Origin of the sequence: Dickeya aquatica (assembly GCF_900095885.1) — a bacterium.
Taxonomy (GTDB): Bacteria; Pseudomonadota; Gammaproteobacteria; order Enterobacterales; family Enterobacteriaceae; genus Dickeya; species Dickeya aquatica.
This window is the reverse complement of the sequence record NZ_LT615367.1, coordinates 4,421,269-4,434,504: the sequence shown is the minus strand read 5'-3', so window position 1 is coordinate 4,434,504 and position 13,236 is coordinate 4,421,269. Positions and strand designations below refer to the sequence as shown.

Genomic DNA, 13,236 nt, shown 5'->3' with positions numbered 1-13,236 from the left:
AGTATGTTTTTAGTGATGGCGCGTTTTTCACCGGCAGGATGAGACATTGCCTGCTGGCGTCGCCCGTTTCCTTATTCTAATCATTTGAAAAGTAAGTGTGGAGCCCGGATGACCAGACATTATGACTATCTCGCCATTGGCGGCGGCAGTGGCGGTATTGCTTCTGTAAACCGTGCGGCGATGTACGGCAAGAAATGCGCGTTGATTGAAGCCAAACACCTTGGCGGCACCTGCGTGAACGTCGGTTGTGTGCCGAAAAAAGTGATGTGGCATGCCGCGCAGATTGCCGAGGCGGTTCACCACTATGGGCCTGATTACGGCTTTGATGTGACGGTAAATCAGTTCAACTGGGATATTTTGCTGAAAAATCGCAGCGCTTACATTGACCGCATCCATCAGTCTTACAATACGGTGCTGGGTAAAAATCAGGTTGAGGTCATTCAAGGGTTTGCGCGTTTTGTCGATGCGCACACGGTGGAAGTGAACGGCGAACGTATCACCGCTGACCATATTTTGATTGCCACCGGCGGGCGGCCAACGCGACCGTCTGTCCCGGGTGCGGAGTACGGCATTGATTCTGATGGTTTCTTTGCGCTGACGGCGCTGCCAAAACGGGTGGCGGTGGTTGGCGCTGGTTACATCGCAGTGGAGATTGCCGGTGTACTGAATGCGCTGGGCGCAGAGGTACATCTGTTTGTGCGCAAACATGCGCCGCTGCGCCAGTTTGACCCGCTGATTGTCGAAACGCTGGTTGAGGTGATGAACACCGAAGGGCCGACGCTGCATACCGAGTCCATCCCCAGCGCCGTGGTGAAAAACGCGGATGGCAGCCTGACACTGCATCTGGAGAGTGGTCATCAGCAAACGGTGGATTGCCTGATTTGGGCGATAGGCCGCGAGCCCGCGACGGATGCCATCAACCTTGAGGCTGCCGGTGTTGCACGCAACGAAAAAGGCCACATCGTGGTGGATAAATTCCAGAACACCAGCGTGCCGGGTATTTATGCCGTTGGCGATAACACCGGTGCGGTTGAGCTGACGCCGGTTGCGGTTGCCGCCGGTCGTCGCCTGTCTGAGCGGCTGTTTAACAACAAACCGGATGAGCATCTGGATTACAGCAACATCCCTACCGTGGTGTTCAGCCACCCGCCGATAGGCACCATCGGGCTGACGGAGCCGCAGGCCCGCGCCCAGTATGGCGATGACCAGGTGAAAGTGTACAAATCGGCGTTTACCGCCATGTATACGGCGGTCACGCAGCATCGTCAGCCTTGCCGCATGAAACTGGTCTGTGTCGGGCTAGAGGAAAAGGTGGTTGGCGTACACGGTATCGGTTTTGGGATGGATGAAATTCTGCAAGGCTTCGCGGTCGCGGTAAAAATGGGCGCAACCAAGCGGGATTTTGATAACACGGTTGCCATTCACCCGACGGCGGCGGAAGAGTTTGTCACCATGCGCTAATCGCGGGTGATTAACCGTGTGGCGGCAATGAGCGCGTCCGCCGCACGGTTTTTATTTTTATCGCCTTCAGCGCTGAACCATTGCGGTAAACTGTGGTCAAATTCTTTCGTTTTGCTGTCTTTTAAGTAAAATACCCCTCGCAATAAAAAGCAGCACGGCTGCTGCCCATTTCTTTTCCCTCATTCATGTTTTGCCAACCACCGTGCTCACACTGTGAATGCCAAGGTATGGATGGCGTGATATCCGCCGGGAAAGCAGTGCCGCGTCAGGCTGCAAGATGAAAAATGGCGATAGTCCGTGCTGTATTGTGTTCCTGACGAACAGGCTGGATACCGGGTTAACGCGCATTTTTCATAAATGCAGGGATGATGTTGATGAATTTTCTTTCTGTTGAGTTCTGTTTTTTCTTTCTGGCGTTATTTCTGGTGTATTGGCTGGTGTCACCCTGGGTAAAAATACAAAACGCCCTGTTGTTGATAACCGGCTATGTGCTGGTGTATTTATCCGGCTGGCAGTCACTGGTGGTATTACTGTTATTTAGCGTATCCGTCTGGTGTTTGCTGACGCTCTCTTGCCAATTTCATTTCAAAAAAATCATCCCTTTTCTATTAATTCTCTTTATTGCCGTTTTCTTTTTATTATTTAAATATTACACCGGGTTACGTGATGGTGTGCAGAGTCTGTTGGTGGCCTGCCATATTCCGCTCAGTTTGCCGGTGCTCAATGTGTTGCTGCCGGTCGGGCTCTCTTTTTACTTGTTTAATGCGGTGAGCTTAGTGATGTCAGCGGCGCAGGGGAAAATGAAGCAGCCCAGCCTGCCGGATACCTTGCTGTATCTGAATTTTTTCCCCACGCTGTTAGCTGGCCCGGTGAACCGCGCGCTGCATTTGATGCCGCAAATAGCCCGCAGCACCCCGCGCCAGTTACAGTCATGGCCGCGCGCGCTGTTTTTAATTTCATTGGCGATAGCCAAACTGTTTTTCCTCAATACCTGGCTTGATGAGCATTACGTCGCCCCGGCGTTTGGCGATCAGGCCAGTTATACCGGCTGGCAGGCGGTCATCGCCACCTATGCCTGGGCCTGGCAGATTTATTTTAATTTTTCCGGCTATACCAATCTGGTGACGGGGATTGCCTTGCTGCTGGGCTTTGAGGCGGCAAAAAACTTCGATCACCCTTATCTGGCGGAAAATATAAAGGTGTTTTGGCACCGCTGGCATATCAGCCTGTCGAGCTTTATTCGTGATTATGTCTATTTTCCGCTCGGCGGCAGCCGTCACGGCTGGTGGAAGACGCAGCGCAATCTGCTTATTGCCATGGTGCTTTCCGGTATCTGGCATGGCACCAGCATGAATTATATGGTGTGGGGGGCGATACACGGAGCCGGGCTGGTGGCGTATAACGGCTGGAGCAAACTGGGGTGGCTATCGCGCCTGCCGGAAAAATACCAGCCTGCGATACGCCTGCCGCTGCTGTCTGGTGCCATCGCGCGTTTACTGACGTTTCATTTTGTCTGTCTGGCGTGGATTTTCTTTCGTGCCGATAGCCTTGGCAGCGCGCTGACCATGCTGTCGGTTATCGCGCAGGCGCGCATTGCCGAACTCTCTGTGAGCGAGATGGCAACGTTAGGTTTCTTCCTCAGCCTGCTGGTGTTCTATCCCATCTGGCTGACGCTGCGCCAAACCCTGAAAGAGGTACTGGCGCAATGTGAGTGGTATGTGGTTCCGGTGATGATTTTCTCATTCCTCGCACTGGTTTTTTTCCTTTCTCCTGCTGGCGTTCCCGGGTTTATTTATGCCAATTTCTGAGTATCGCGCAACGTTATCACACGTTCTGAAAAGCTTTTTGGTGATGCTGAGTGCCATTATTGGGCTAATTTGGTTAAACCAGCATTCGATTAATGGTTACTGGGAACTGCATTTTCACGAGAAAAGCCCGTGGGAAAGCAACACGCATCCCTCTTGGGTATTGGGCGATCGGGTGATGAAGGCGGCACAAGCGGCAAAAGAGGCGTTTGTGGCGAACTGGTCTGGGGAGGAATCTGCATCAGGTGGCGATGAGCCGGAGAGCGCCGAGGCTCAGGCGTCGGTGTCGTCACCCTCATCAGCCGATGCCGGGCCTGAGTTGGGGAGCCATCCCGATGTGCCTGCGCTGTCAGCGCCTTCTGCCTCGGTAGTGCTGTCGCCGCCATCGCCATTGGTGTTACCGCCTTCACCGAACGGTTTATCCGGTGTTCCGGTTGTGCCGTTGACCACACCGGTTGCGCTAAAACCCAGCCAAGCCGTAATGTTTATGGGTGATTCGATGATGGAAGGCGTTGCGCCGCACGTCATCAAAATGCTGCGTGACCGCTATCATCTGGCTGGGATTGATTTGAGTAAACGCAGCACCGGCCTTGCTTATCCGGGCTTTTTTAACTGGCCGCTCACGCTCGAACGAGAACTGAAGCGGCGGCAAAATGTCGGGTTGTTGGTGGTGTTTTTAGGCCCGAACGACCCGTGGGACATGCCTGCCGGCAAAGGAAAGCCGTTCCTTAAATTCGCCTCGCAGGAATGGGAAGAGGCCTACCGCGAACGTATCCGAACGATCATCCGTTTAGCCCGAGAAAAACAGATTCCTGTCATATGGGTTTCTCCGCCGAATATGGAGAATAAAAAGCTCAACTATGGCATGCATTACCTTGATGGCTTGTATCAGGCTGAGGTGACGGCAGCGAATCAGATTTTGATTCAGGTAAACGAGATCTTTGGCTACCGCGACACGAACTACTCGGCTGAGATTAAGCAAGAGAAGCAGAAAATACGCGTTCGCAGCGGCGATGGCGTCCATTTTTCGCCCGCCGGGCAAAAAATGATAGCCGATCGTATTTTCGACAAGATTGCGATATCTCCCTCAGAGAACGAGGTGAGCCATTAAGGTGATGATAGAAATGAAAAATAAAAAGTGGTATCTGATGCTGACAGCAGTTTGTCTTATGCTGCTCACGTCCTGCCATCGGGAAAGCGGCAATGCGCCGCTGGTTGTCAACACGCCCGGTACAGGGAGCAGTGAGGCACAACTGGTTGATTACGGTGATGTCAGGCTGGCGCAAATGAAGCGCAAGCTGGCAAACAGCAACCAGGAAAAGGTACACATCCTGCAACTCGGTGACTCGCACACGGCGGCGGATTTTTTCTCCGGCCAGCTGCGCCAGCATTTTCAGCAGCAATATGGTGATGGCGGTGCCGGGTTTGTCAGCCCGGTGGCGGTGCCGGGTAATCGTTATGATCAGGTGGTGTTTGGTAAAGCCAGAGGCTGGAGCCTGATTACCAGCCGCCGCAATAGCGATCCGGCGTTTACGCTGGGCGGGAATATTGCCACGCCGATGCAAGCGGGCAATAGCGCACAATTCGCCACCCGCAACGGTGATGACATGCAGGTACAGGCGTTGTACCGCAATCAGGCAGACAGCGTGCTGCAACTGTCAGGCCAGCGCGTTACCCTGCCGGACAGCCAGGCGCGCTGGCAGCTCAGTGCGCCAGTCACGACACACTCGCCGGTCAATTATTCGCTCTCTGCGGGCGCGGGCAGTCAACTGGCGGGCTGGTTATTGCGCTCACCGCGCGCAGGCGGCGTGATGCTCAGTGCGCTTGGCATTAACGGCGCGCAGGTCACGATGCTGGATAAATGGCACCTCAACTGGCCCTCGACACTTCAGGCGTTGCAACCGGATATGGTGATTCTGGCCTACGGCACCAACGAAGCCTTTGACCGGCAACTGGATTTGCAGCGCTACCAGCAAAATTACCAGCAGTACGTGCAGACCATTCGCCAGAGACTGCCGAATACGGTGATTTTGCTGGTGGGGCCGGGGAGCAGCATCAGCAACAAAAATGGTGCGTCGTGCCTACAGCGGCAGCCGGAAAACCTGAAGGCTATCATTGAGGTGCAGCGCGAGGTTGCCCGTGCCAATCAGGCGTTATTCTGGAACTGGTTTGATTACATGGGCGGGGATTGCGCCATTGAGAAATGGAACGCCCAAGGCTATGCGCGCAATGATCTTATCCACCTCAGCCAGCAGGGTTATCAGCGCAGTGCCGATGCGCTCTGGCAGCAATTCTCCACCTTGCTACAGGCGGCAAAATAAGCCGTTGTAGCCTGCAATTCCGATAAACACGGGGCGATATCTGATGACGTTTGTGCCAGTCGGCACAGACTAACCGCCTTGATAGCGCCCCGGTTTATGCCAGTTCATCAGCATCGCGTTCATCGCCAGCGCACTCAGGGCCGACCACAGCAACAACGGCAGCGGCAGGTTGATGAGCGAGAGCGCAAACACCAGCACATCCAACAGCATCTGGCTTTTCCCCGCGTTGATGCCAAAGCGCTGATACAGCCAGAGCGTCACCACGCCGGTGCCGCCAACCGAGGCGTTATGGCGCGCCAGTGACAAAATCCCCATGCCGAGAAACGTGCCGCCGACCAGGGCGGAAAACAGCGGATGAATGTAGTTAATCTTCAGCAGATAGGGCACCGTCTGGGTGGCGGCGCTCAAGGTGATATTAACGACAAGGGTTTTCAGCGTAAACGCGCGCCCCATGCTGAAATAGCAAAAAATCATAAACGGGATGTTGGTCAGGATGAACAACACCCCTATCGACAGCGGCAGGTGGTAGGAAAGCAGTAACGCGATACCGGCAATACCGCCCGTTACCATGCCGGATAATTTCAACATATTCAGGCCAAAGGCGATGAACATCACGCCGAGCGCCAGGCCGTAAATATCATCTTTCAGCGTGTGTGACAGCCCGGTTTTGGGCGGAGTTGCCGGGGACGCGGCGGGCAAAGCTGACTCTTTGATCACGGTGTTACCCTCATTGCCTGTCATTCGTTGTGCGTCATCTGTTTTTAGCCATAAGAAATGCATATATTTGCATCTTGTGTGATTTTGCATTCACTTTTAGCGCTCAAATTAACATTGATCATTGAGTGAGATTTAACTAAAAAGGAGGGTTTATTCTGCCATTTTTAGGGCTCGTCACTCGTTTGGGGCGATGATTTGGGGAAATTCACTCATGAAGATCGATCGTATAGATGCGCAGCTGTTGAATGAACTCCAGCAGGATGCGCGCCTGAAAACCACGACGCTGGCCGAGCGGGTGTGTTTATCAGCCACACCCTGTACCCGGCGGCTAAAACAGCTCGAAGACGCCGGGGTTATCGAGGGTTATGTCACGTTGCTGGATCAGGAAAAAGCCGGTTTCCCGGTCAATGCCTATATCTCGCTGACGCTTGAGCCGAAATCGGAAGCCACCTTTCGCAAGTTTGAACAGCAGATAGCCACCTTTGATGAAGTGATGGAGTGCCATTTGATGTCTGGCAGCCATGATTTCATGCTGCGGGTGGTGGCCGCCAGCCTGTCTGATTTTGAGCGCTTTTTGCAAAAGAAGCTGATAAAAATCGAAGGGCTGCGTGATGTGCAGTCATCTTTTTCGCTACGGCGATTGATTCATAAAACCGCGCTGCCGGTAAAAGCGCATGGCTAAGAGCAACCGATAACGCACGGGCGCTGCGCGAGTGCGGGTCGTTTAGTGGGGAAAGGCATGTATCAACGGGGGTGAGCTTTGTTAAATACAGGTGCGCGTGCGCCACAGCAATGGCGTCAGGGAGAGTATTGGGTTTCAACAGACCCACGGCAGCTTGATTTGGATACGGTGCACGGTTATCTCACCGAATCATCCTGGGCGGCGGGTATCGATAAAGAAACGGTGGCGCTGTCGCTGGAAAATAGCCTGTGCTTTGGGCTTTACCATCGCACGCAGCAAATCGGGCTGGCGCGCATGGTGACGGATTTCGCCACCTTCGGTTATTTATGCGATGTGTTTGTGCTCCCGGCCCATCAGGGCAACGGGCTGGGGCGGTTTCTGGTGCAATGCACGCTGGCGCACCCGGGTTTGCAGCGCCTGCGCCGCCAGTTGCTGCTGACCTCGACGGCCCCGTGGTTATACCAGAAATTAGGGTATGAAGCGGTGAACCAGCCGGATTACACCTGGACGTTACTGCGTCGGGATATCTATCGCCAACAGACGACAAGCGACAGCGGTGCGGATGATATCAACACCGCCGCCCCAGCCCGGCTGACTGACTGACTGACATTATTGTGCCGCTGCCAGGTTTTGCTGCATTTTTTGCAGCACTTGCGCAAACTGGCGGCGCTCTTCTTCGCTGACGTTGCTAAACGCCTGCTGCAATAACGCGCTGCGTGCCGCCACCACCTGCTGATGGATAGCCCATCCTTTTTCCGTGAGCGATACCACCTGCGCGCGCCGGTCATCCGGCGACGGCTGGCGTTGAATCAGCCCCAGCGCCTCCAGCTCTTTAAGCAGGCGCGCGATTTGCGCCTTGTCCCGGCCCGAGCGCGTCACCAGATGATGCTGGCTTTGTGCCGGGTGGCGGGCAATCATTCCCAGCGTGCGGGCCTGAAACGGAGCCAGCCCGGCCTCGCTCAATGCCGTGCTTTCTTGCAGACGTTGTTTAAACCCGTGGATCAATTCACCGAGCAGGTCGAACATTTGAGTGTCAGCCGTGTTATTCATTATTTGTTGACCTTATCAACCATTGAAGTGTATGGTTGATAATATCAACCATGTGGCGCTCTGCGCCATTTACAAACAGCAAGGATAAAATCATGCCGTATCACTATCGTATCACGCTGGAAAAACTCGCCGATAATCGCGATGACACGCCACAAAATCAGACTCTGACGTTTGACGCCACCAATCATGACGATATTCTGGAAATTATTGAACGAGTCCGGGCCAGGGCGATCCTGCCGGATGCCGAAGTGGCAGCGTTCTGCACGGGTTTGAAACTGTTTGGCGAGGTCATGATGGCCCACCGCAAAGACCCGCTGTTTGCAGAGCTGGCACCCCATTTTCGTGATTTTATGCTGCGGCTGAAAAAAGGTGCGCGGAAGAGTGATGACGCCTGAGTGCGGTGGCAAACGCTCTGCCGGTGCCGTTTGCCGCATGTTGGCAGATGACATTGCAACGGGAGACCATGATTTATGCCTCAGTATGCGCTGGTAGGTGATGTCGGCGGGACGAATGCGCGCCTTGCGCTGTGCGAGCTGGAAAACGGTGCGATTGCGCACAGCCAGCACTATGCCGTGCACGAGCACGACAGTCTGGAAACGGTGATCCGGCTGTTTTTAGCCGCCCATCCAGAGGCGTCGGTTAAACATGGGTGTATCGCCATCGCCTGCCCGGTGACGGGCGATTGGGTGGCGATGACCAATCATCACTGGGCATTTTCGATGGCGGAAATGCAGCAAAACCTTGGTTTTGAACAGCTTGCGGTGATCAACGATTTTACGGCGGTCAGCATGGCGGTGCCGGTGCTGGGCGGCGATGACGTTATCCAGCTTGGCGGCGGCGAGCCGCAGAAAGGCAAACCGGTTGCGATATACGGCGCGGGCACCGGGCTTGGCGTCGCGCACCTGTTGGCAGTCGGGGGCAAATGGCTCAGTCTGCCGGGCGAAGGCGGGCACGTTGATTTCGCCTCCAACAGCGAAGAAGAAGACCTGCTGTTACAGGTGCTGCGTCAGGAACTGGGGCATGTCTCTGCCGAGCGGGTGCTCTCCGGGCCGGGGCTGGTCAACATTTATCGCGCCATCGTCAAAGCGGATAACCGGGTGCCGGAAGCGCTGACGCCGCAGGTGGTGTCCGAGCGCGCGCTGGCGCACAGCGATGTTGACTGCCTGCGCGCTTTGTCGCTGTTTTGTGTGCTGATGGGGCGTTTTGGCGGCAATCTGGCCCTGACGCTCGGCACCTTTGGCGGCGTTTATATCGCAGGCGGCATTGTGCCGCGCTTCCTCGAATTCTTCCGCAACTCCGGTTTTCGCAGCGCCTTCGAAGATAAAGGCCGCTTTCGTGACTACCTTGCCGATATTCCGGTGTTTATGATCACCCACCCGCATCCGGGGCTCCTGGGCGCGGGAGCCTACCTGCGTCAGGCGCTGGGGCAAACGCTGTAATCGTGCTGGCAGGCCCGCTCTCGCTTTTGGCGTTAGCGGGCCACCTGCTCCAGCGCGAGAGCCAACCGACGAATCCCCTCATCAATCTGTTCCGGCCGGATGGCGTGAAAGCCGAGCCGGAAGTAATTTCCCGGCATCGGCGGCCCGAGAAAATGCGCCTGACCGGGTTCAATGACTACCCCGGCATGGGCGGCGCGCCATGCCAGTTGCTGGGTGTTTACGCCATCAGGGGCTTGCAGCCAGAATGCGCTGGCATGTTCGCTGCCCGCCCGACGCTGGCAGTGGGGCAAATCGCGGCCCAGCGCGTTATTTAATTGATGCCAGCGCCGCGCCGAGTCTTCCCGATAGCGGTGCAGGTACGCCTCGTAATAGCCTTGCGCCAGAAAATGCGCCATCTGGTGCTGGATGTTGGTGGGCGGGTGGCGATACATCAGCCGCCTGAGCGCCCGCAATTCGTCTATCAGCTCTGAGGGGGCGACCAGGTAGCCAAGCCGCAGGCCCGGCGACAGCGATTTGGACAGGCTGCTGACGTAAATCACCCGGCGGTTAACGTCACTGGCTTTCAGCGCCGCCCGAGGGTGCGGGTCGAAATTGGTTTCCGAGTCGTAATCATCTTCAATGATTATCTGGTCATAGCGGCTGGCATGGGCCAGCAGCGCGGTGCGCCGTGCGTTGCTCATTCTGACGCCGGTCGGGGCCTGATGGCTGGGGGTGACGTAAAAGTAGTCACACTGCGCCGAGTGCGCGTCGAGCACGAGCCCTTCATCATCCAGCGCGTGGGGAACGATGTGCGCGCCTTGCAAGGCAAAGGCGTTGATGGCCTCGCGGAACACCGGATTTTCTACCGCCACCCGGGTGTTGCGGTTAAACAGGAGCTGCGAGAGCAGGCTCAGGGCGTTTTGCGAGCCTAGCGTAATCAGAATCTCATCGGCGCGGGCGATGATGCCGCGCTTGGGCAAAATACGCTGGCGCAACTGTTCAATCAGGAACGGCACGTCCTGATCGATATTGTCATACAGCCAGTGGTGATCGCGGTGGCTGCCGGTGACGCGTCGGGTGGTATCACGCCATTGCTCAATCGGGAAGAGCTGGGTGTTGGGCTGGCCGTAAATAAACGGGTAGGGAAACGACATCCACTGCGCTGGTTTCATGATGGCGAGGAAATTGCTGGGGCTGACGTTCAGGCGTTTGCCCCAATCTGGTGCCTGGCCGTGTTCAGCGGCGGGCGCGGCGTTGGGGGCGGGCACGTCAGCAGGCTGATGGTAATCCGGGTGCAGGTAGTAACCGCTGCGCGGTCGGCTCACCAGATAGCCATCGCTTTGCAGCCCCTCATACACCAGCGCGACGGTATTGCGTGAAATATTCAACTGACACGATAGCTTACGGCATGACGGCAGCGCTTCATCGACGGGAAATACCCCGGCCAGAATCGAGGCAATCAACGTTTCACGCAACTGTTCTTGCAGGCTGCGGTGCGCCACAAAATCAATATGCAAACAGTGGTCGTTCATGCTGGCTGACTCCTGTGTTGAATCGGGTAACACAGGCAAGCAAGATATGTACCGGGTCAGTGCGCACTCAACACGCACTGACCGGTGCGGGTCAGTGTGAGGGCCAGAACGGTTCGCCAAGCGTCAGCATCAGGCGGTTAGCCCAGGCAAAAAACGCGGTGGACTGAATCAGGTCGAGGATGGCCTGTGTATCCAGCCCCGCTGCCCGCAGGCTATCGACATCGTGCGAGCTGACCTGCGCCGGGGTCGCAGAAAGCCGGGCGGCAAAGGTGATGATCGCCTGCCAGCGCGGGTCTTGTCCGGCCGCCAGAGAGCCGCCCGGCGGCACATTCAATAAGCGCTGCACCGCGTCATCCTGTTTTGACAGCTGGCTTGCCTTGCGCGCATGTACCGAGGCGCAATAAATACACCCGTTGACCTTGCTGACCACCGTGGCCGCCAGTTCGCGCTCGCTGCGCGGCAGGCCGCCCGAGGTATAAAAAATGCCCTTGTCGGTCAGGGTGCGTTGCTCGAGCAGCGGCAGGTTGCGCCCCAGCAGGCGGAAATAATCCGATTCGGTATGACCAAAACGCGCCAGAACCGCCTGTTCCTCTTCGCTGAAGGCCGCCAGCGGTTTCGCGGCTATCCACGGCTCCCAGCCCAACTCACCCTGCGTAAAGGCCGTCGGGGCGGTTTTGTTGCTGTGGGTCAACGGCTGGGTATGCCAGTGACCGGCGGTGACGTCAGCGGTGTTTGCCACCAGCGGCGCGGCGGTGGTGAGTTGCTGCAACCCCACCACCAGACGGCTTTGGAAACTGACAAACGCCACCAGTTGCGACAGCGTGACGATATCGTCATCGCTCCAGCCAGCCTGTTGTAATTCATGCAGGTGGGCTGGCGTTGCCGCCACGGGGTGGCGCGTCAGGCGCTCGGCGTGCGCCAGCGCCTGGGTTAACGCCTCGTCGCGGGCCGGTGTGGGAAAATCGGCCAGCCGACCGGCATAAAACTGTGCGAGTGCCGCATTGTCATGCAAGGTGCTGACGTGCGAGGCGATGAAAAAACGCAGCGCCAGCGATAAATTGCCCTGTGGCGGGTGGCTGAACAGCACGTCATAACTGCCCTGGGTGTGGCGGGTAGCAGCTTCGCGTACCGCTCTGGCCTGCGCCAGCGCGGAGTCGGGGGCTATCTGTGCCAGTTGTGCGATGATGTCTACAGTCGGGTGAGTCATACAAGCTCCTGTGTGGCGTTACCGGCAAAGGCATGTTGGGATGACCAGCCCAGCGCCGGGGCAACCCGGCTGGCGATAAGCTCCAGCGAGCGCAAAATATGGGCGTGCGGAGGGTCAATGGAATGCACCTGAAAGGCGATGTCGGTGGCGCGTGCCAGTGCGCTGTCGGCGGCAAGCGAGGCAATCACGTCCTCCGGCGTGCCGACATGGCTGTCAAACGAGGCGATCAGTTCCGCGACCGAGCCATCGCGCGCCGGGCGGCCCAGTTGCGCCAGCCGTGCCGCCGAACGGCGCAAACCGCTGTCGGCCAGTTGCAGCGCCAGCGCCCGGTCATCGGCCACAAACACGCTGCGTGACCCCATAATTCGCGGCGTCACGCCGGGTGGCAGTGCCGCCAGATAGGCGTCTATCATCGGGTTTTGCAGGTCAGCCAGCGTCGCATCAGGAAAACCGTCCGGGCGCGGCTGCGTGCGCGATAGCATCAGCCCGTCACCAGCCTGACCCGCGCGGCGCGCGCCCTCTGGCGAAAAGGTGGCCTGCCACACCCGGCGATTCAGGTGTGCGGCTGCCGGGTAGAGCTGGTTGCCATCGTCGCTCAGTGGCTCACCGGCCCAGGCCGCGCGCACCTGGCTGAGGTAACGCCCGAGGATCTCGCCGCGCCGGGCGCTGTCATGGCCGAACGCGGTAAAGGATGACGGGGTGCCGCCGGAGCCGATGCCGACCTCAAGCCGCCCGCCGCTGAGAAGGTCAAGAACAGCCGTATCTTCCGCCACCCGCAGCGGTTGCTCCATCGGCAGCGTGATGACGCCGGTGCCAAGCCGAATGCGGCGGGTCTGAGATGCCACATGCGCCAGAAACACCAGCGGCGAGGGCAGGCCACCCTCGTCGGCGTGGAAATGGTGCTGGGCAACCCAGGCGCTGTCAAAACCCAGTTGTTCTGCCTTAATAATTTGCTCGCAGGCCAGCCGGTAACGCTGCCCGGCGGGGGCGTCGTCCAGCAGCCGGGTGAAAAAGCCCAGACGTTTTTGCGTCATGATTAACTC

The 13,236-nt window shown here is 57.2% G+C and carries 13 protein-coding genes; 8 read left to right on the top strand and 5 right to left on the bottom strand.

The window, feature by feature from the left end:
* The first annotated feature begins 108 nt into the window (after positions 1 to 108).
* The 4 genes from gorA (at position 109) to DAQ1742_RS20060 (ending at position 5,587) form a co-directional block, all read left to right on the top strand.
* Positions 109 to 1,461, top strand: a complete 1,353-nt coding sequence (gene gorA / locus DAQ1742_RS20075) for a glutathione-disulfide reductase (RefSeq protein WP_035338889.1) — start codon at positions 109 to 111, stop codon at positions 1,459 to 1,461.
* 374 nt (positions 1,462 to 1,835) lie between these two features.
* The gene (locus DAQ1742_RS20070; RefSeq protein WP_035338891.1) at positions 1,836 to 3,269 is read left to right on the top strand and encodes an MBOAT family O-acyltransferase; all 1,434 of its coding nucleotides are present in this window, start codon (positions 1,836 to 1,838) and stop codon (positions 3,267 to 3,269) included.
* Positions 3,256 to 4,377, top strand: coding sequence for an SGNH/GDSL hydrolase family protein (locus DAQ1742_RS20065; RefSeq protein ID WP_035338893.1), 1,122 nt, complete (start codon positions 3,256 to 3,258; stop codon positions 4,375 to 4,377). The genes DAQ1742_RS20070 and DAQ1742_RS20065 overlap by 14 nt, the downstream gene beginning before the upstream one ends.
* Before the next feature lie 13 nt (positions 4,378 to 4,390).
* Positions 4,391 to 5,587 carry a GDSL-type esterase/lipase family protein gene (locus tag DAQ1742_RS20060; RefSeq protein WP_035338895.1) on the top strand — a complete coding sequence of 399 codons (1,197 nt, stop codon included), beginning with the start codon at positions 4,391 to 4,393 and terminating at the stop codon, positions 5,585 to 5,587.
* Between the two features lie 69 nt (positions 5,588 to 5,656).
* On the opposite strand, the gene DAQ1742_RS20055 is transcribed toward DAQ1742_RS20060, so the two are convergent.
* Positions 5,657 to 6,304 (bottom strand): YitT family protein, encoded by a 648-nt coding sequence (locus DAQ1742_RS20055; protein WP_035345594.1) that lies wholly within the window; start codon positions 6,302 to 6,304, stop codon positions 5,657 to 5,659.
* A 211-nt stretch (positions 6,305 to 6,515) separates the two neighbouring features.
* Between DAQ1742_RS20055 and DAQ1742_RS20050 the strand changes: the two genes are divergently transcribed.
* Positions 6,516 to 6,986 carry an Lrp/AsnC family transcriptional regulator gene (locus DAQ1742_RS20050; protein ID WP_035338897.1) on the top strand — a complete coding sequence of 157 codons (471 nt, stop codon included), beginning with the start codon at positions 6,516 to 6,518 and terminating at the stop codon, positions 6,984 to 6,986.
* A 78-nt stretch (positions 6,987 to 7,064) separates the two neighbouring features.
* Positions 7,065 to 7,589, top strand: a complete 525-nt coding sequence (locus tag DAQ1742_RS20045) for a GNAT family N-acetyltransferase (protein ID WP_083960952.1) — start codon at positions 7,065 to 7,067, stop codon at positions 7,587 to 7,589.
* Between the two features lie 6 nt (positions 7,590 to 7,595).
* Here DAQ1742_RS20045 and DAQ1742_RS20040 read toward each other — a convergent pair whose 3' ends face one another.
* Positions 7,596 to 8,036, bottom strand: coding sequence for a MarR family winged helix-turn-helix transcriptional regulator (locus DAQ1742_RS20040; protein ID WP_035338899.1), 441 nt, complete (start codon positions 8,034 to 8,036; stop codon positions 7,596 to 7,598).
* Positions 8,037 to 8,128: 92 nt separating this feature from the next.
* Between DAQ1742_RS20040 and DAQ1742_RS20035 the strand changes: the two genes are divergently transcribed.
* On the top strand, positions 8,129 to 8,431 hold the full coding sequence (locus tag DAQ1742_RS20035; RefSeq protein WP_035338901.1) for a DUF3861 domain-containing protein: 303 nt from the start codon (positions 8,129 to 8,131) through the stop codon (positions 8,429 to 8,431).
* 75 nt (positions 8,432 to 8,506) lie between these two features.
* The gene (glk, locus tag DAQ1742_RS20030) at positions 8,507 to 9,475 is read left to right on the top strand and encodes a glucokinase (protein WP_035338903.1); all 969 of its coding nucleotides are present in this window, start codon (positions 8,507 to 8,509) and stop codon (positions 9,473 to 9,475) included.
* A 32-nt stretch (positions 9,476 to 9,507) separates the two neighbouring features.
* Here the strand turns inward: glk and pdxR are convergent, their stop codons facing one another.
* From pdxR to DAQ1742_RS20015, 3 genes are all read right to left on the bottom strand, one after another.
* The gene (pdxR, locus tag DAQ1742_RS20025) at positions 9,508 to 10,986 is read right to left on the bottom strand and encodes a MocR-like pyridoxine biosynthesis transcription factor PdxR (RefSeq protein ID WP_035338905.1); all 1,479 of its coding nucleotides are present in this window, start codon (positions 10,984 to 10,986) and stop codon (positions 9,508 to 9,510) included.
* A 91-nt stretch (positions 10,987 to 11,077) separates the two neighbouring features.
* Positions 11,078 to 12,193 (bottom strand): alkylhydroperoxidase domain protein, encoded by a 1,116-nt coding sequence (locus tag DAQ1742_RS20020; RefSeq protein WP_035338907.1) that lies wholly within the window; start codon positions 12,191 to 12,193, stop codon positions 11,078 to 11,080.
* Positions 12,190 to 13,227, bottom strand: a complete 1,038-nt coding sequence (locus DAQ1742_RS20015; protein WP_035338909.1) for a putative FMN-dependent luciferase-like monooxygenase — start codon at positions 13,225 to 13,227, stop codon at positions 12,190 to 12,192. Before DAQ1742_RS20015 ends, DAQ1742_RS20020 begins: the two co-directional genes overlap by 4 nt.
* Positions 13,228 to 13,236: the final 9 nt, after the last annotated feature.

What these genes read in the sequence shown, in the direction of transcription:
- gorA (WP_035338889.1), top strand. Translation starts at nt 109, where the DNA reads ATGACCAGACATTATGACTATCTCGCCATTGGCGGCGGCAGTGGCGGT.
- DAQ1742_RS20070 (WP_035338891.1), top strand. Translation starts at nt 1,836, where the DNA reads ATGAATTTTCTTTCTGTTGAGTTCTGTTTTTTCTTTCTGGCGTTATTT.
- DAQ1742_RS20065 (WP_035338893.1), top strand. Translation starts at nt 3,256, where the DNA reads ATGCCAATTTCTGAGTATCGCGCAACGTTATCACACGTTCTGAAAAGC.
- DAQ1742_RS20060 (WP_035338895.1), top strand. Translation starts at nt 4,391, where the DNA reads ATGAAAAATAAAAAGTGGTATCTGATGCTGACAGCAGTTTGTCTTATG.
- DAQ1742_RS20050 (WP_035338897.1), top strand. Translation starts at nt 6,516, where the DNA reads ATGAAGATCGATCGTATAGATGCGCAGCTGTTGAATGAACTCCAGCAG.
- DAQ1742_RS20040 (WP_035338899.1), bottom strand. Translation starts at nt 8,036, where the DNA reads ATGAATAACACGGCTGACACTCAAATGTTCGACCTGCTCGGTGAATTG.
- DAQ1742_RS20035 (WP_035338901.1), top strand. Translation starts at nt 8,129, where the DNA reads ATGCCGTATCACTATCGTATCACGCTGGAAAAACTCGCCGATAATCGC.
- glk (WP_035338903.1), top strand. Translation starts at nt 8,507, where the DNA reads ATGCCTCAGTATGCGCTGGTAGGTGATGTCGGCGGGACGAATGCGCGC.
- pdxR (WP_035338905.1), bottom strand. Translation starts at nt 10,986, where the DNA reads ATGAACGACCACTGTTTGCATATTGATTTTGTGGCGCACCGCAGCCTG.
- DAQ1742_RS20020 (WP_035338907.1), bottom strand. Translation starts at nt 12,193, where the DNA reads ATGACTCACCCGACTGTAGACATCATCGCACAACTGGCACAGATAGCC.
- DAQ1742_RS20015 (WP_035338909.1), bottom strand. Translation starts at nt 13,227, where the DNA reads ATGACGCAAAAACGTCTGGGCTTTTTCACCCGGCTGCTGGACGACGCC.